Source organism: Sphingomonas cavernae (assembly GCF_003590775.1).
GTDB classification, from domain to species: domain Bacteria; phylum Pseudomonadota; class Alphaproteobacteria; order Sphingomonadales; family Sphingomonadaceae; genus Sphingobium_A; species Sphingobium_A cavernae.
In genome coordinates, this window is the sequence record NZ_QYUM01000004.1 from 697,497 (window position 1) to 713,059 (window position 15,563).

A 15,563-nucleotide genomic window follows, 5' to 3' on the forward strand; every position below is an offset into this window, starting at 1 on the left:
GACGTTCAGCGGCTTCTTCTCCCCTCCCTGGAAGGGAGGGGTTGGGGGTGGGTTCCGCCGAGGCACTCGGCGGCCTTCAGGAGTATAGCTTCGATCACGCCTTCGGGATTTTCCAGCACCGTACCGTTCCAGAAGCGCATCACCGTCCATCCTTGCGTTGCCAGCCACGCGGAACGGCGTGCGTCTCTATCCGCGTCGTCGAGATGCTGCCTCCCCTCCAACTCGATCGCGAGCTTCGCCGATCGGCATGCGATGTCGAGAATATAGGGGCCAACGACGAACTGGCGGGTGAAGCGCGGCCGATAGCAGGAAAGGTGCCGCCAGAGCAGTCTTTCCGCCGGCGTGGCATCGTTGCGCAGTGCACGAGCGTTGCTGGTCATATGGTCGGGAACGCGGCGCATGGGCCGAACAATAATGAGGCGCGCCTCGCGCGCCTACCCACCCCCAGCCCCTCCCTTTCAGGGAGGGGGGTTGTCCGACATCGGTCGAAACCCGCCGAAAAAACCGTTGTCCTACAGGCCCGGCGCCTGACATGCTGCCCAAACCATGCGCACCGGCCTGCCTTGATCGAACCGTTCGATCAATATTGCGCAACTGATCGAGCGGATTATCTCCACGCGGCTGACTTCGTGACCTTCGGCGCTGACCGCCTCGATCGGGCCGCGCGCTTCCGCTTCCAAATCGAAAAAATAGCGCCGATCGCCACTTGCCCTTGCCCCGGCCCTTCCTTCAAACAGCGGCCACAATCAGTGGAGAGTCGGATGTCTGAGCAGGATCTGTTTCCGGTACCGCGCGAATGGGCCGAAAAGGCGCGGGTCGATGCCGCGAAATATGAGCAGCTCTATGGCCGCGCGCTTGCCGATCCCGGCAGCTTCTGGCTCGAACAGGCGAAGCGGCTCGACTGGATCAAGCGCCCCGAGATCGCGGGCGACTGGTCGTTCAGGGAACAGGATTTCCGCATCCAGTGGTTCGCCGACGGCAAGCTGAACGTCTCGGTCAACTGCGTCGACCGTCACCTCAAGGACAAAGCCGACAGCGTCGCCATCCTCTGGGAACCCGACAGTCCCGACGAAGCGCCGCGCAGCTACACCTACCGCCAGCTCCACGAAGAGGTCTGCCGCTTCGCCAATGTGCTCAAAGGCGCCGGCGCGAAGAAGGGCGACCGCGTCACCATCTACCTGCCGATGATCCCCGAGGCCGCTTTCGCGCTGCTCGCCTGCGCGCGGATCGGTGCGATCCATTCGGTCGTCTTTGGCGGCTTCTCGCCCGAGGCGCTCGCGGGCCGGATCACCGACTGCGATTCAACGCTCGTCGTCACCGCAGACGAGGGCCGCCGCGGCGGCAAGAAGGTGCCGCTTAAGGCCAATGTCGATGAGGCGCTCAGGCACTGCACCAGCGTCCGCAAGGTCGTGGTGGTGAAGGCGACAGACGGCACCGTCGCGATGAACGCTCAGCGCGACATCTGGTATCATGACGCGGCCGCCGACGTGACCGCCGACTGCCCGCCCGAGCCGATGGGCGCCGAGGATCCGCTCTTCATCCTCTACACCTCGGGTTCTACGGGCAAGCCCAAGGGCGTGCTCCACAGTACGGGCGGCTATCTGCTCTGGGCGAGCCTGACGCACGAGCTCTATTTCGACTACCGCCCCGGCCAGATCTACTGGTGCGCGGCGGATATCGGCTGGGTCACAGGGCACAGCTATATCGTCTATGGTCCGCTCGCCAACGGCGCGACGACGCTGATGTATGAGGGCCTGCCCAACTGGCCGACCCCCAGCCGCATCTGGCAGGTCGCCGACCGCCACAATGTCGAGATCCTCTACACCGCCCCCACGGCGCTGCGCGCGCTGATGAAGGAGGGTGACGATTATGTGAAGTCGACCAGCCGCAAGTCGCTGAAGCTTCTCGGCACCGTGGGCGAGCCGATCAATCCCGAGGCGTGGCGCTGGTATCACGAAATCGTCGGCGAGGGTCGCTGCCCGATCGTCGACACCTGGTGGCAGACCGAGACGGGCGCCGCGATGATCGCGCCCATGCCCGGTGCGATCGACCTCAAGCCCGGCTCCGCGACGAAGCCGATGTTCGGCATCGAGCCGCAGCTCGTCGACGGCGACGGCAGGATCCTCGATGGCGCGACCGAGGGCAACCTCGTCATCGCGCGGAGCTGGCCGGGGCAGATGCGCACGGTCTGGGGCGATCACCAGCGCTTCTTCCAGACCTATTTCACCACCTATCCGGGCAAATATTTCACCGGCGACGGCTGCCGCCGCGACGAGGACGGCTATTACTGGATCACCGGCCGCGTCGACGACGTCATCAATGTCTCGGGCCACCGCATGGGCACCGCCGAGGTCGAGAGCGCGCTGGTGCTCCATCCGCAGGTCGCCGAGGCCGCGGTGGTCGGGATGCCGCACGACATCAAGGGCCAGGGCATCTATGCCTATGTGACCCTGAACGCCAATTGCGCGGCGAGCGAGGAACTGCGCGCCGAGCTGAAGCAATGGGTCCGCACCGAGATCGGCCCGATCGCGACCCCCGACGCCATCCAGTTCGCGCCGGGCCTGCCCAAGACGCGTTCGGGCAAGATCATGCGCCGCATCCTCCGCAAGATCGCCGAGGGCGAGGTCTCATCGCTCGGCGACACCTCGACGCTCGCCGATCCTTCGGTGGTCGACGATCTCGTCGCGAACCGCGTGGGATGACGCGCTGGCTCGCCCCGCTGCTGCTCGCGCTCGCGCCCGCTGCGCTCGCGGCAGCCGAGCCCGCCAAAGGCATCGTCATGGTGGGCGAGATGATCGCGCACCCCGGCAAGGGCGACGCGCTCTACGCGCGGATGCAGAGGGAAATCCCGCCCATCCCTCAGACCAAGGGCCGGCGCGCCTATGAAGTGGTGCGCGACGGCAAGAACCCCGACCGCGTCGTGATCGTCGAGATCTGGGATTCGGCCGAGGATCACGCTGCCTCGGTCAAGCAGATCGACCCGCAAGCGATCCGCGAGGTCAAGGCGCTGATGGCGAGCATGAAGGGCGAAACCTTCAAGCGCTGAGCAACCGGCTCAGCGCAGAAGCACCAGTTCCTCGGCCATGCTGGGGTGGAGCGCCACGGTGTCGTCCCAGGCCTGCTTGGTGAGCCCCGCCTTCACCGCTATCGCGGCCGCCTGCAGGATCTCGGGAGCGTCGGGGCCGATCATGTGGAGGCCCACGACCACATCGGTCTCGGCATTGCAGATCATCTTGTAGAGCGCGCGTTCGTTGCGGCCCGCGAGCACATTCTTCATCGGCCGGAAGTCCGACTGATAGACCTTGATCGAACCGAGCTTGTTGCGCGCCTGGCCCTCGGTCATGCCCACGCCCGCAATCGGCGGATGGCTGAACACCGCCGAGGGGATGCAGCCATAGTCGACCCGCGTCGGCTTGCCGCCGAAGATCGTGTCGGCAAAGGCCTGCCCCTCGCGGATCGCAACGGGGGTGAGCTGGACGCGGTTGGTGACGTCGCCCACCGCATAGATGCTGTCGCAGCTCGACTTGTTGTCGGCATCGACCACGATCGCGCCGTTGGCGTCGATCTCCACGCCCGCATTCTCGAGCCCCAGCCCTTCGGTATGGGGTCGACGCCCCGTCGCGAACAGCACCGCATCGGCCTCGATCGGATCGCAGCCCTTGAGGAAGATCTTGAGCGTGCCGTCCTGCTGCTTCTCAACCTTTTCGAAGGGCGCGTTGAACTTGAACTCGATGCCTTTCATCATCGAAATCTGAAGCAGCCGGTCGCGCACCGACTCGTCATAGCCACGCAGGATCGTGTCCGAACGGTTGACCAGCGTCACATGGCTGCGGAACTCGTGGAAGATTCCAGCGAACTCGTTGGCGATATAGCCGCCGCCCGCGATGACGATGCGCTTCGGTAGCGCATCAAGGTGGAAGACCTCGTTCGATGTGATGCCAAGCTCTGCCCCCGGTACGTCGGGGATGATCGGCCATGCGCCTGTCGCGATCAGGATCTTGCCCGCGGTCACGGTCTTGCCCGAGGCGAGCTTGACCGCGTTCGGACCTTCGACCGTCGCGCGTTCGAGGATGATCTCGACCTTGTTGTTATTGAGCGTGTCGGTGTACGCGCGGTTGAGGCGGTCGACATCGGCAAGGACATTATCGCGCAGGGTCGGCCAGTCGAACCTGCAATCGGGGACGTCCCAGCCAAAGCGCTTGGCGTCCTGCAGATCCTCCGCGAAATGCGCGCCATAGACGAGCAGCTTCTTGGGAACGCAGCCGCGGATCACGCAAGTGCCGCCGACCCGATACTCCTCGCAGATCGCGACCTTCGCGCCATGCGCCGCCGCGACGCGCGACGCGCGCACACCGCCCGAGCCCGCGCCGATCACAAAAAGATCATAGTCGTAGGCGGGCATCGCTCTTCCCTTTAAGCTGGTGTCATTCCCGCGAAAGCGGGAATCCAGACGATGCTTGAGACATGCAGGGTAGCATCGGCACCGGCTGGATTCCCGCTTTCGCGGGAATGACAATGAAAGTCACGGCCCATCTAGGAAGCGCCGGTCAAACACACAAATCGCTTTTGCGCGTCAGACTGATCGCCTCAGCCAAAGGCACGCGCGATCAGCGCGCGGGTCGAGGCATCGAAGCGGTCGGTGCCTTCGCTGTCGATCGACTTCGCGATCTCCTTGCCGAGCTCGACCCCGAACTGGTCGAAGGGATTGATGCCGAGCAGCACCGCGTTCACGAACACGCGGTGTTCATAGAAGGCGATGAGCGCACCGAGCGTGCGCGGATCGACCTGATCGAGCAGGATCGTCGTCGAGGGCCGGTCGCCAGGATAGGCGCGTGCAAGATCATCGCTTTCGCGCCCCGCCATCAACGCCGCGCCCTGCGCGAAGCAGTTCACAAGCAACTGCCGGTGATGCGCCTCATCGAGCGGGTGGCCCGGCTCGATCGCGGCGACGAACTCGACGGGGACCAGATGCGTGCCCTGGTGGAGCAGTTGGAACACCGCGTGCTGCGCGTCGGTTCCGACGCCGCCCCAGGTAATCGGGGCACTGGATCGGGTCAGCGCCGCGCCCGAGGCCGTTACCCGCTTGCCGTTCGATTCCATCTCGAGCTGCTGGAGATAGCTGGGCAGCAACCGCAGCCGCTCGTCATAGGCGAACACCGCGCGCGTCTCGCAGCCGCGCAATTGCGCATAATAGAGATCGGCAAAGGCGGCGAGCACCGGTGCATTCTTTTCGATCGGCGCGAGACGGAAATGCCGGTCCATCGCAGCCGCACCCTCAAGCAACTCCTCGAACGCATCCCAGCCTAGGGCGAGCGCGGCGGGAAAGCCGATCGAGGACCAGAGCGAATAGCGCCCACCGACACTCTCCGCGAAGGGCAGCACGCGTGTTTCGTCGACACCCCATTCGATCGCGCGTTCGGGCGCGGCGGTGAGCGCGATGACCCGGCCATAGGGATCCTCGACGCCCGCCTCGGTCATCCATTCGAGCGCGCTCTGCGCGTTGAGCATCGTCTCGGTGGTGGTGAAGGTCTTGGACGCGACCGCCAACAGCGTCGCCGACGGATCGAAGCGGTTGAACACCTCCTCCAGCGCAGCGCCGTCGACGTTGGAGACGATCGCCACGTCATAGCGCCCCGAATCGCGGCCAAGCGCATCGACCAGAAGATTGGGACCCAGCGCAGAACCACCGATGCCGACATGCAATATGTGACGCACCGGCCCAAGCGCCTCGGCCTCGATCGCATCGATCAGCGCGCGCATCCGCGCATGAAACATCCGCGCGCGCGCCACGCTGTCAGCATTGCCCTCGCCGCGTTCGGCGGTGTGTTCGGCGGCGCGCGCCTCGGTCACGTTGACCGTCTTGCCCGCGAACAGCGCTTCACGCGCGCCCCCCAGATCCATTTCCTGCGCCAAGGCTGCAAAGTCCGAGACGAGCCTGGGGGTCAGGTGCGTCTTGGACCAATCGAAGCGGATTCCCACCTCTTCCAGCGTGAACTGAGACAGGCGATCGGGCGTCGATGCAAATAACTCTGACAGCGTTGACCTATCAGCACTTTTGAGGCGGTCCCAGGCGGTGGCTTCGGTCATCAACGCTTCTCCCAATCGTCGTCGCTTTCTGTAGCAAGATCGGCGGACCTTTCCAGCCAAAGCGACCCGGTGATTGACCTGTTCGTCTTACGTGTATATGCACCCAAATCATGCTGTCCACCGCCTGCGTCTGTACCAAGCTCCGCCGTTCGGCGCGCGCTGTTACCGCGCTTTACGATGACGCGCTCGCGCCGATAGGAATGAGCACGCCGCAATTCGCATTGCTCCGAACGCTGCAGCGTATCGGCGCCTCGCCGCTGTCGACGCTTGCGGCCGCCAGCGGGCTCGACCGCACGACGCTCAACCGGACGCTTCAGCCGCTTGAAACCAGCAAGCTGATTTGCTCGCGGCCGGGCGCCGACCAGCGCGTGCGAATCATCGAACTGACCGGCGCGGGCATGTCGAAGCTGGCGCTTGGAACGCCGCTTTGGGAGCAGGCGCAGCGCCGCATGGTGGACACGCTCGGCGCGGATCGCGACCAGCTTTTCACCATTCTTGATCGTATTGAGGAAATCCGCGCGTGAACGCCTCCCCCGTCTCGACCATGAAAAGTCCATGGACCGTGATCCTCTGCGCGGCGGTCATCGTCACGCTGGCGATGGGTGTGCGTCAGTCCTTTGGACTGTTCCTGCCGCAGATGAGCATGGCGCTCGATATCGGGCGATCGAGCTTCGGGCTGGCACTGGCGATCCAGAATCTCGTTTTCGGTCTCGTCCAGCCCTTTGTCGGTGCGCTCGCCGACAAGCATGGCGCGGGGCGCGTCACGCTTGTCGGCGCCTTGCTCTATGCAGCGGGGCTCATCGCCGCCTCCGCCGCGACCGATGCTGTCGGTATTCATCTGTCGCTCGGGCTGATGGTCGGGCTCGCAATGGCGGGATGCACCTTCACCGTCACGATGGGCGCGGTTGGCCGCGTCGTTCCCGCCGAAAAGCGCAGCATGGCGTTCGGGATCGTCACCGCGGGCGGATCGGTCGGCCAGTTCCTCGTTGTTCCGGGTGCGCAGGCGCTGCTTGCCGAGTTCGGCTATCGCATGGCTTTCGTCGTGCTCGCCGGCCTGATCGCCACCATTGCCGCTTTCGCTATGGGCGTTGCCGGCCGGCCCGGTGGCCATGCCGGCACGGAGCCGCATCAGACCGTACGCCAGGCGCTTGCGGAAGCCAGCGGCCAACGCAGTTTCTGGCTGCTCAACGCCGGCTATTTCGTCTGCGGTTTCCACGTCGCCTTCATCGCGACGCATTTCCCGGCCTATCTCAACGACAAGGGTCTCGGCATCGGCATTGGCGCCACCGCGCTCGCGCTGATCGGGCTGTTCAACATCCTCGGCTCCTACGTCTTCGGTGTCGCGGGCGATCGGTTGCGCAAACATCACGTGCTCGCGGGTCTCTACACCGCGCGCTCGGTGCTGATCGCACTGTTCCTGATCCTGCCGCTCAGCCCTGCAACCGCGCTCGGCTTCGCCGCGATCATGGGTTTCCTGTGGCTCGGCACCGTCCCGCTTACCAACGGGCTGGTCAGCCAGATCTTCGGTGTCCGGCACCTGTCGATGCTCGGCGGCATCGTCTTCATGAGCCATCAGATCGGCAGCTTCTTCGGTGCCTGGGCATCGGGCTATATGTATGACCTGAGCGGTTCCTACGACTTCGCATGGGGCGTATCGATCGCGCTTGGCCTGTTCGCGGCACTCATCCACTTGCCGATCCGCGATGCACCGATGGCAAGACTTCAGCCCGCATGAAAGGGCCTCATCCTCTTGCCGTCGTTGCGATCCTGCTGCCGCTTCTCGTCCTCGGCTGGCTGCTCTGGCGCGATCAGGGCGCGATGGTGTGGCTGTCGGGTTTCATCGCCTATTGCTTCTGAATCGGGGCCAAGCTTGATTTTACCCCCTTTCCACAGCAAAGCGCGGACATGACCGATATCACACCGGCCGAAGCCCTTCCCGAAGTTCCACAGAAGAAGAAGTCGGAAACACTTGATTTCCTTGGCTTCCTTCTCAAGCTCGGGATCATAGTCTTCATCATCCGCAGCTTCTTCGCGGCGCCGTTCAACATCCCGTCCGAATCAATGATGCCGCGGCTGCTGGTCGGCGACTATCTGCTCGTCTCGAAGTGGAACTATGGCTATTCGAAATACAGCCTGCCCTTCAGCCTGCCACTGATCCCCGGACGCATCATGGCGAGCACGCCCGAACGCGGCGACGTCGTCGTCTTCAAGGCCCCGCCCAGTCAGCGTCAGGATTATATCAAGCGCGTGATCGGCGTGCCCGGCGACATGATTCAGGTGAAGGCCGGACAGATCATCCTCAACGGGACGCCCGTACCCCGCCAGCGCATCGCCGATGCCGCGCTGCCCGAAACACCGACGAGCCACTGCCTGACCACGGCGGCGGCAGAGCGCGCTGCCGATGGCGCCATCACTTGCCGCTACACGCGCTACCGTGAGACGTTGCCGGGCGGCAAGAGCTATGAAGTGCTCGACACCGCCCAGGGCACCGTCGGAGATGACACGCAGGTCTATGTCGTCCCTCAGGGCATGCTCTTCCTGATGGGAGACAATCGCGACCACAGCGCGGATAGCCGCTTCCCCGCCGTCGACAATGGTGCAATCGGGTTGGTGCCCGAGGCCAATCTGGTCGGCAAGGCATGGGTCAGCGTGTTTTCGACCGACGGCAATGCGAAGTGGCTGCTGCCATGGACCTGGCTCACCGCCGCGCGGTGGAGCCGCATCGGGGAAGGCTTCTGAGCACGCCCGATCTTGGCACGTGGATTGAGCAAGCGCTGGGTCATGCCCCCAAGGACCTCGCGCTCTTCACGCGCGCGCTGACGCATGGCAGCCATGCCGGCGACAATTACGAACGGCTCGAATTTCTCGGCGATCGCGTGCTGGCCCTGGTCATCGCGGAATGGCTCTACGCCGAATTTCCCGACGAACCCGAAGGCAAACTCTCGCGCCGCCTCAACGCGCTCGTCACGCGCGAGAGTTGCGCGAAGGTCGGTCGCGAGATCGGCGTCGTGCCGTATCTGCGGCTCGGCAAGCAGGCGCGCGACGACGGCGCCGCGCACAGCGACAATGTCGTGGGCGACGTGGTCGAGGCGCTGATCGGCGCGGTTTATCTCGAAGGCGGGCAGGACGCCGCGCGCACCTTCATCCGGCGCGCCTGGGCGATGGTGGTAGAGACGCAGGACGCGGCGCCCAAGCATCCCAAGTCGGAACTTCAGGAATGGGCGGCTTCGCACAACCGCAAGCCTCCGGTCTATGAGATCACCGATCGATCGGGGCCGCACCATTCACCCAGGTTCACGGTCACGGTGACGGTCGGCAAGCTCGCCGAGGCAAGCGCGACGGGTTCTTCCAAGCAGGAAGCCGAAACCGCCGCCGCGCGTGCTCTCCTCGAAAAGCTGTTGCGCTGATTCAAAAGCGCAGCATCGGTTCCAGATGCCGGCCTTCCATCAGCGCGCGTTGCGGCGCCGTATCCGAATAGACGATTTCCTCCATGATCTTGCCGTCGCGCAGCGTGAACTTGTCGACGCCGCGCCATTGGACGCGTTTTCCGCCCGCCATGTTGGTAAGTTGCCATTCGACGATCACGACGTCGCCGCGCCATGTCCAGTCGAGCAATTGCCAAACCAGATCGGGGGTCTGCTCGTTGTGCGCGGCGTTCCGGCGGCCGATCTCCGCCCCGGCGACCGGGCGATCGACATAAGGATAATGCAGCACGCCGTCGGGATGCCACAGCGCCTCAAAAGCGGAGGGTTCCCGCGCGGCCCAGGCGGCCGCGAAGGCGACAACGAAATTGGAAACCTCGGCTTCTGTCATAAGTATCTCCCGGATAGTGCGCCCCCTTCCTCCCGGGATTTATCGCACCGGGCGTCCCGCTTCTTGCGTTCAACACGGTTTCGCGCGAAGGGCAGAGGGTGAACACTCTCCCCAATCAAAGATGCGGCCTCGTCGCGATCGTCGGCGCGCCCAATGCGGGCAAGTCGACACTGGTCAATGCGCTCGTCGGCCAGAAGGTCGCGATCGTCAGCCCCAAGGCGCAGACCACGCGTACCCGCCTGATGGGCATCGCGATCGACGGCGCGAACCAGATCATGCTTGTCGACACCCCCGGAATCTTCGAACCGCGCCGCCGGCTGGACCGCGCGATGGTGGCGGCGGCGTGGGACGGCGCGCGCGACGCGGATCTGATCGCGCTCGTGGTGGACTCGAAGGCCGGGCTCGGCCCGAAGGTGCAAGGCATCATCGAAGCGCTGAAGGATCGGCGCGAGCCCAAGATCCTGATCCTCAACAAGGTCGACGTGGCGGATAAAGGCAAGCTGCTCGTCCACGCCGAGCGGCTCAACGAGCGGATCGCTTTCGATCACATCTTCATGGTCAGCGCCACGACGGGCGACGGCCTTCCCGAACTCAAGGCAGCGCTTGGCGCGGCGATGCCCGAGGGGCCCTGGCACTTTCCTGAGGATCAGGTCTCCGACGCCACCGATCGCATGCTCGCGGCCGAGGTGACGCGCGAGCAGCTCTATCTCCAGCTCCATGCCGAACTGCCCTATGCGAGCGCTGTCGAAACAGAGAAATATTCGGAGCGCGAAGATGGATCGGTCGAGATCCACCAGCAGATCCTCGTCGCACGGCCGACGCAGCGCGCGATCATTCTAGGCAAGGGCGGCCAGCGGCTGAAGGAAATCGGCAGCCGCGCGCGCGCGCAGCTCTCCGAACTACTCGGCGGCGTGCGCGTCCATCTCTATCTGCATGTGAAGGTGAAGCCCGACTGGGAGGAGGATCGCGGCCTCTACCGTGATATCGGCCTCGATTGGGTGGAATGACGATGGGCGAGCGATTCGAAAGACACCGCCAGCCCTGGACCTCGGACGAGATCCAGAAGCTTCACCGTCTTGCGGCCAAGGGGATGTCGCTGAAAGCCATCGCAAAAGCGCTGACACGCAGCGAAGAGTCGGTTCAGACCCGCGCAAAGCAGGATGGATTGAAAGTCAGCAAGCTCCGCTGAGCCTTTCCCGGCAAGGCGGAATCGCCTTGCTGGACAAGAAAGGCTCGCAATTCAATATTTTGAGCACTTCCTGACCGAAAAACCGGTTGCCACTTTTTCGGGAAGTGCTCTAGCGGCGGTGCGCGATGCGCGATGCGCGCGGGCTCAGAACTTTGCGTAGAGGATCGCGATCAGCGCGACCCAGATCGATATCGCGAACGATATCATCAGGATACAGTCGTACTTCGACTTAAGCATCTTTAGTGCGCGCATCACTCTCACCCAGATTTTATATTATCATGCGCATAGTTCCGCGTTTCGGGCAGGAATGCAAGCGTCAAGCGCCCAAAAATGAGCGACTGTGATTTTTTTCCAATCAGGCCTGAAGAATTTCATCAACCCATCGGGGCACAAGCACGCTCGCTGCACCCATACGACTCTCGCCGAACCAGAAGCTGCCGGCGGACGGTTCAAGGTTGAGTTCGAGGGTTTCGGCGCCATGGTGACGCGCCGTCTGAACAAACCCCGCCGCAGGATAGACCGCGCCGGATGTGCCGACGGAAACGAACAGGTCCGCGCGTGAAAGCGCTCGGTCTATCCGCTCCATCTCATAGGGCATCTCGCCGAAGAACACGATGTCGGGCCGAAGCGCGCGCGCGCCGCAGCCCGGACATTCGGGTCCATGCCCCATCGGCCCGCTCCAGCGGGTCGCCATGCCACAGTCGGTACACAGCGCCGATTGCAGCTCGCCGTGCATGTGGAGCAATCGCGCAGCCCCCGCCCGCTCATGCAGATCGTCGACATTCTGCGTAACGATAAGCAGTTCCCCCGCCCATGCGGCGTCGAGTCGCGCGAGCGCATCGTGCGCCGCATTGGGCGCAACATTTTCAAGCGCAGCGCGGCGCGCGTCATAGAAGCGGTGGACCAGCACGGGATCGCGCGCTAGCGCTGCTGGCGTGCAGACATCCTCGACGCGGTGCCCTTCCCACAGTCCGTCGGGCCCGCGAAAGGTCGCCAGCCCGCTCTCCGCCGAAATGCCTGCGCCGGTGAGGATCACGATGTTGCGGATGTCGGACATAACTGCGCGCTTATGCCGTCGGCGGATAGGCGTCCTTGCCATAGGTCCATTGGGTCGCGAAGCGTCCGTCGGCGCCCTGGACGAGCACCTGCGCCTCAAAGCCATCCTCTCCCGCCTTGTGCGCAGTATCGACCGCATCGCGAAGCGCCGCGCTCTGCGTGACGTAAGGGCCGTAATTCTTGCCGTCGATGTTGATCATCCACTGATCGCCATGCGGGATGATGGCGTAGCGGGCATGTGGCATAATTGATCCTTTCGCGTCGAGCGGCGGACGCTAACCTCTGGTCCTGTTATTGGCCACCCCTTCAGCGTCCCGCGAACTGCTCCGTCTGAGCCGCATCCCGCTCGTACGCATCCTCGCGAAATGCGATGCCGGTGTCGGTCGGCGCGGCGGTCATATAGGTTATGTAGACCGGGACGGGCTGGGGCAGATAGACCTGCTGTTCGGGTGCCTCGGAAGGCGCGTCGAGCGGCTTTCCGAACAGCCAGAGCGCGAGTCGCTGTGCATCCTCGACGCGGACGCAGCCGGAGCTGAAGCGCCGCCCTTCTTGCTTGAACAGCGCCTTTTCGGGCGTGTCGTGAAGGTAGATGCCAAGGTCGTTGGGGAACATGAACTTCATCTTGCCCATGGAATTGGTCTTGCCCGGCAACTGGCGCACGCGCAGTTCCTGGCTGCCCGCCGCCACCGCGGTCCAATCGATTTCGGACTGATCAAGGATGCGCGCGTCATGCGTCCAGTCCGACAGCGCCTCATAGCCCATCGCGTTGAGCGACTCGCCATTCTCGACCACGCGCGGCACGATCCGCTTGCGGACAAGATCGGGCGGCACGTTCCAGTAAGGATTGACCACCGCGTAACGCATCATGCCGGCGAGCATCGGCGTCGGCTCTGTGGGCTTGCCCACGATCACCTTCATCGTGTCCACGACCGCGCCGTCCTCGTACAGCCACAACCGCGCGGCGGCGGCGTCGACCACGACATAGCGTTTGCGCGTGCCCGGCAGCACGCGCGCGCGCTCAAGGTTGAGCCGGAGCAGATGCTCGTACCAGGCCGAACCCCGGTTGAGCGCTGCCAACGTCTTCGCGCCCGCAACTGCGTCGGCGGGCAAACCATGCGCTGCCTGAAAGGCCTTCAGCTTCGCCGCGAGCGGCTTGTCGAAACCGGCGCCGGGCGCGAGCCCCAGCCGCTCGCGCAGCAATGCCACGCGTTCGCCCTTCATGCCCGAACGCAACGTCGGCCCGGGCGGCAGCACGATCTCAGGAAGGCCGGACCAGTTCTCGTGATAATCCACCAATCGCGCACGGAGCTGCGCATAGATCGGATTCATCCAGCCCATCGTGTCGACATAGGCGGCCATCGAGGTCTCGACGCCCGCGGCGCGCAGCACCTCGATCTCGGTGGGCTGTTCGGGCACCAGTTCCTGGTCGAGATAGACCATCTTGACCGTGGGAGCGCGTCGCAGCGCGCGGACATAGGCGGCAAAGGCACGCGACAGGCGGACCTCGGCGCGGGCGAGCGCCTCGGGCGATCCGCTACGCGCGACCTCGACGACATCGCGAAGATCTTCGGGATCAAAATCGGCAGGATCCAGACCATCGAGGTCCGAGCTTTCGATGAGTGCGATCAGCCGATCCGCTTCGGGGCCGAGCGTATCGCCCTGAATCCAGAGCGGCCACCAGGCACGCGCCCTGTAGAAAGCCTTGAGCTTGCCCCCCATGGCCGAACGGAGTTCGGCGGACACGGCGGCGGTCGGCCTTGCTTGTCCAAGGGCCGGGGATGCGGAAATCGATAGCACCAGAAGCGGTGCGAGGCAGGTCAGTGACAGACGTCGCCACGCCGGCGCGCGCAGGCAGCCGGCGTGGGAACTCAACATGGAACTACGCATGGATTCGATCAGTGTCCTCGCTCACCGGACGGGCTGGGCGGGGGCGGTGGTGGCGGCGGCGGCGGGCACGGCGGGCCCTGAACCGCGTGATACACGCCGTCCGAAGTGTAATAGCCGTCAACAACACCGTCGCCGTCCCGGTCGGCCGCGACTGTGCCTGCTATTGCGCCAACGCCTACGGGCGGCGGCGGCGCGGGAGGTGCCTCCTCAGGGGTGGTGCAGGCGCCAAGCGCCATAGTGCCAACCAACAGAACTGCCAGATATTTGCTTTTCATGTCTGTCTCTCCCAGAGATGGCGGCGGGGCTCCGGCAGCCCACGCTTCCGCAACTGAGCAAACGATGATGTGCGAGAATCGTTCCACGCGAGTAACAGCGGGATCGTAAAGGGGCTGCGCGCGCTCGGCGCGCCTATTCGCGCAGACTTTGCACAATGGGTTCACCCCGCGCCTCGCGCCAGGCGGATTTCGCGATCGGCTCGATCCAATAGCTCCTGAACCAGGCCAGCAGCCATGGATCGGCGCCGGCGAAGGGTGTCGGATCGATGCCCTGGACAACGGCGTCTGTCGCCTGCTCGGGCGTACCTCCGCGACTGGCGACCGCGGCGACGCGCGTACGAACCTGTTTCAACATCTGGATGAGCTGGCGCAGATAGCTGTGATCGTGCTGTACCGCGCCGTGCCCCGGCACCAGCGTCACAAAGCGATAGCGATCGAGCCGTTCCAGCGCGGCGACCCATTCTTTCGGATAACCGCCAAAGCCGAACGGAATCGGGGCTACGACCAGGTCGCCGGTGATCAGCACGCGTTGCCGGGGCAGCCAGATCACCGCATCGCCATCGGTGTTCGCCCGGCCGGGGAAAAGCGCCTCGACCGGTGTTTCACGGTCGGCGAGCACGAGACGCTCGTCAAAACCTTCCGCGACGCTCAGCGTGACGGCGCCGTCGGAATCGCGGATATACTGGTTGAGCATCCGCTGGGTCCGAGCCCAGCTCGAGCGTGTCGCGTCGTCGCCGGCTGACTTCAGCTTCTTCGCCGTATAGCCTCGAAATCCCTCTATCCTTGCGAGATAGTCGCCATTGGCCTTTGCATCGGGCGTAGCGCTCGTGTTCATCGTGGCCGGATTGCGCAGATGCGCGCGTGTCATCGTAGTGGCTATTGTCCGCGCGTTCGGCCAGGCCTTCACAATTTCTGAAAGGCCGAGCGGATGATCGCCATGCCAGTGCGTGATGATCACAGCCTTGACCGGCTTGGGACTGAGCGCCTTCACTTGATCAACGATGCGCCGTCCGTTGCCGGGCGATCCGCCGGCATCCACGAGGACGAGGCCGTCAGCCTGCTCTATAATCGTGACGTTGCCGATCGGTTGAAGGTGGAACCCGGTCTGAACAAGCGCCCACACACCTTTCGTCACCGGGACGAGTTGCTGATAATATCCGTCTTCGGGCGTCGGCAGCGCACCGGATGACATATCTGCCGCAACAGCCGCTCCCGGGATTGCGGCAAGGGCAAGGACGGCAAGAATCGTCGACAAT

17 protein-coding genes are annotated in these 15,563 nt (G+C 64.2%); 9 read left to right on the forward strand and 8 right to left on the reverse strand.

The window, feature by feature from the left end; all coding sequences use genetic code 11:
* Positions 1-5: 5 nt before the first annotated feature.
* Positions 6-401 carry an endonuclease domain-containing protein gene (locus D3876_RS18625; protein WP_119765044.1) on the reverse strand — a complete coding sequence of 132 codons (396 nt, stop codon included), beginning with the start codon at positions 399-401 and terminating at the stop codon, positions 6-8.
* 360 nt (positions 402-761) lie between these two features.
* Between D3876_RS18625 and acs the strand changes: the two genes are divergently transcribed.
* Together acs and D3876_RS18640 are read left to right on the forward strand one after the other, a co-directional pair.
* Positions 762-2,702: an acetate--CoA ligase gene (gene acs / locus D3876_RS18635; RefSeq protein WP_119765048.1), complete on the forward strand. Its 1,941-nt coding sequence runs from the start codon at positions 762-764 to the stop codon at positions 2,700-2,702.
* Entirely contained in the window at positions 2,699-3,046 is a 348-nt protein-coding gene (locus tag D3876_RS18640) for a putative quinol monooxygenase (RefSeq protein WP_119765050.1), read from the forward strand. The genes acs and D3876_RS18640 overlap by 4 nt, the downstream gene beginning before the upstream one ends.
* Positions 3,047-3,055: 9 nt before the next feature.
* Here the strand turns inward: D3876_RS18640 and gorA are convergent, their stop codons facing one another.
* Together gorA and pgi are read right to left on the reverse strand one after the other, a co-directional pair.
* Positions 3,056-4,402 (reverse strand): glutathione-disulfide reductase, encoded by a 1,347-nt coding sequence (gorA, locus tag D3876_RS18645; RefSeq protein ID WP_119765052.1) that lies wholly within the window; start codon positions 4,400-4,402, stop codon positions 3,056-3,058.
* Between the two features lie 185 nt (positions 4,403-4,587).
* Positions 4,588-6,087 (reverse strand): glucose-6-phosphate isomerase, encoded by a 1,500-nt coding sequence (pgi, locus tag D3876_RS18650; protein WP_119765054.1) that lies wholly within the window; start codon positions 6,085-6,087, stop codon positions 4,588-4,590.
* Positions 6,088-6,197: 110 nt separating this feature from the next.
* On the opposite strand from pgi, the gene D3876_RS18655 reads away from it, so the two are divergent.
* The 5 genes from D3876_RS18655 to rnc are packed head-to-tail and all read left to right on the forward strand — an operon-like array spanning position 6,198 to position 9,494.
* Positions 6,198-6,611 carry a MarR family winged helix-turn-helix transcriptional regulator gene (locus tag D3876_RS18655; protein WP_220475485.1) on the forward strand — a complete coding sequence of 138 codons (414 nt, stop codon included), beginning with the start codon at positions 6,198-6,200 and terminating at the stop codon, positions 6,609-6,611.
* A complete protein-coding gene (locus tag D3876_RS18660; RefSeq protein ID WP_220475486.1) occupies positions 6,608-7,822 on the forward strand; it encodes an MFS transporter in 1,215 nt (404 codons plus the stop codon). The genes D3876_RS18655 and D3876_RS18660 overlap by 4 nt, the downstream gene beginning before the upstream one ends.
* Positions 7,819-7,944, forward strand: a complete 126-nt coding sequence (locus tag D3876_RS21090) for a hypothetical protein (RefSeq protein WP_274378994.1) — start codon at positions 7,819-7,821, stop codon at positions 7,942-7,944. Before D3876_RS18660 ends, D3876_RS21090 begins: the two co-directional genes overlap by 4 nt.
* 48 nt (positions 7,945-7,992) lie before the next feature.
* A complete protein-coding gene (gene lepB / locus D3876_RS18665) occupies positions 7,993-8,826 on the forward strand; it encodes a signal peptidase I (RefSeq protein WP_119765058.1) in 834 nt (277 codons plus the stop codon).
* On the forward strand, positions 8,775-9,494 hold the full coding sequence (gene rnc / locus D3876_RS18670) for a ribonuclease III (RefSeq protein WP_119765060.1): 720 nt from the start codon (positions 8,775-8,777) through the stop codon (positions 9,492-9,494). The genes lepB and rnc overlap by 52 nt, the downstream gene beginning before the upstream one ends.
* Position 9,495: 1 nt before the next feature.
* On the opposite strand, the gene D3876_RS18675 is transcribed toward rnc, so the two are convergent.
* Entirely contained in the window at positions 9,496-9,900 is a 405-nt protein-coding gene (locus D3876_RS18675) for a nuclear transport factor 2 family protein (RefSeq protein WP_119765062.1), read from the reverse strand.
* A 98-nt stretch (positions 9,901-9,998) separates the two neighbouring features.
* Between D3876_RS18675 and era the strand changes: the two genes are divergently transcribed.
* Positions 9,999-10,907 (forward strand): GTPase Era, encoded by a 909-nt coding sequence (gene era / locus D3876_RS18680; protein WP_119765064.1) that lies wholly within the window; start codon positions 9,999-10,001, stop codon positions 10,905-10,907.
* Positions 10,908-10,909: 2 nt separating this feature from the next.
* Positions 10,910-11,089, forward strand: a complete 180-nt coding sequence (locus D3876_RS18685; protein WP_182912095.1) for a hypothetical protein — start codon at positions 10,910-10,912, stop codon at positions 11,087-11,089.
* Positions 11,090-11,444: 355 nt separating this feature from the next.
* On the opposite strand, the gene D3876_RS18690 is transcribed toward D3876_RS18685, so the two are convergent.
* The 4 genes from D3876_RS18690 to D3876_RS18710 all read right to left on the reverse strand — a co-directional run bounded on the left by D3876_RS18690 (position 11,445) and on the right by D3876_RS18710 (position 15,499).
* Positions 11,445-12,146 (reverse strand): NAD-dependent deacylase, encoded by a 702-nt coding sequence (locus tag D3876_RS18690; RefSeq protein ID WP_119765068.1) that lies wholly within the window; start codon positions 12,144-12,146, stop codon positions 11,445-11,447.
* A gap of 10 nt (positions 12,147-12,156) precedes the next feature.
* Positions 12,157-12,390: a DUF2188 domain-containing protein gene (locus D3876_RS18695; protein WP_119765070.1), complete on the reverse strand. Its 234-nt coding sequence runs from the start codon at positions 12,388-12,390 to the stop codon at positions 12,157-12,159.
* A 61-nt stretch (positions 12,391-12,451) separates the two neighbouring features.
* Positions 12,452-13,888, reverse strand: a complete 1,437-nt coding sequence (locus tag D3876_RS18700) for a L,D-transpeptidase family protein (RefSeq protein ID WP_238475447.1) — start codon at positions 13,886-13,888, stop codon at positions 12,452-12,454.
* Between the two features lie 552 nt (positions 13,889-14,440).
* On the reverse strand, positions 14,441-15,499 hold the full coding sequence (locus D3876_RS18710) for an MBL fold metallo-hydrolase (protein WP_119765076.1): 1,059 nt from the start codon (positions 15,497-15,499) through the stop codon (positions 14,441-14,443).
* Positions 15,500-15,563 lie beyond the last annotated feature (64 nt).

Bases quoted from the DNA above. Each gene is read 5' to 3' on its own strand.
- D3876_RS18625 (WP_119765044.1), bottom strand. From the start codon at position 401: ATGCGCCGCGTTCCCGACCATATGACCAGCAACGCTCGTGCACTGCGC.
- acs (WP_119765048.1), top strand. From the start codon at position 762: ATGTCTGAGCAGGATCTGTTTCCGGTACCGCGCGAATGGGCCGAAAAG.
- D3876_RS18640 (WP_119765050.1), top strand. From the start codon at position 2,699: ATGACGCGCTGGCTCGCCCCGCTGCTGCTCGCGCTCGCGCCCGCTGCG.
- gorA (WP_119765052.1), bottom strand. From the start codon at position 4,402: ATGCCCGCCTACGACTATGATCTTTTTGTGATCGGCGCGGGCTCGGGC.
- pgi (WP_119765054.1), bottom strand. From the start codon at position 6,087: ATGACCGAAGCCACCGCCTGGGACCGCCTCAAAAGTGCTGATAGGTCA.
- D3876_RS18655 (WP_220475485.1), top strand. From the start codon at position 6,198: ATGCTGTCCACCGCCTGCGTCTGTACCAAGCTCCGCCGTTCGGCGCGC.
- D3876_RS21090 (WP_274378994.1), top strand. From the start codon at position 7,819: ATGAAAGGGCCTCATCCTCTTGCCGTCGTTGCGATCCTGCTGCCGCTT.
- lepB (WP_119765058.1), top strand. From the start codon at position 7,993: ATGACCGATATCACACCGGCCGAAGCCCTTCCCGAAGTTCCACAGAAG.
- rnc (WP_119765060.1), top strand. From the start codon at position 8,775: ATGGACCTGGCTCACCGCCGCGCGGTGGAGCCGCATCGGGGAAGGCTT.
- D3876_RS18675 (WP_119765062.1), bottom strand. From the start codon at position 9,900: ATGACAGAAGCCGAGGTTTCCAATTTCGTTGTCGCCTTCGCGGCCGCC.
- D3876_RS18685 (WP_182912095.1), top strand. From the start codon at position 10,910: ATGGGCGAGCGATTCGAAAGACACCGCCAGCCCTGGACCTCGGACGAG.
- D3876_RS18690 (WP_119765068.1), bottom strand. From the start codon at position 12,146: ATGTCCGACATCCGCAACATCGTGATCCTCACCGGCGCAGGCATTTCG.
- D3876_RS18695 (WP_119765070.1), bottom strand. From the start codon at position 12,390: ATGCCACATGCCCGCTACGCCATCATCCCGCATGGCGATCAGTGGATG.
- D3876_RS18710 (WP_119765076.1), bottom strand. From the start codon at position 15,499: ATGTCATCCGGTGCGCTGCCGACGCCCGAAGACGGATATTATCAGCAA.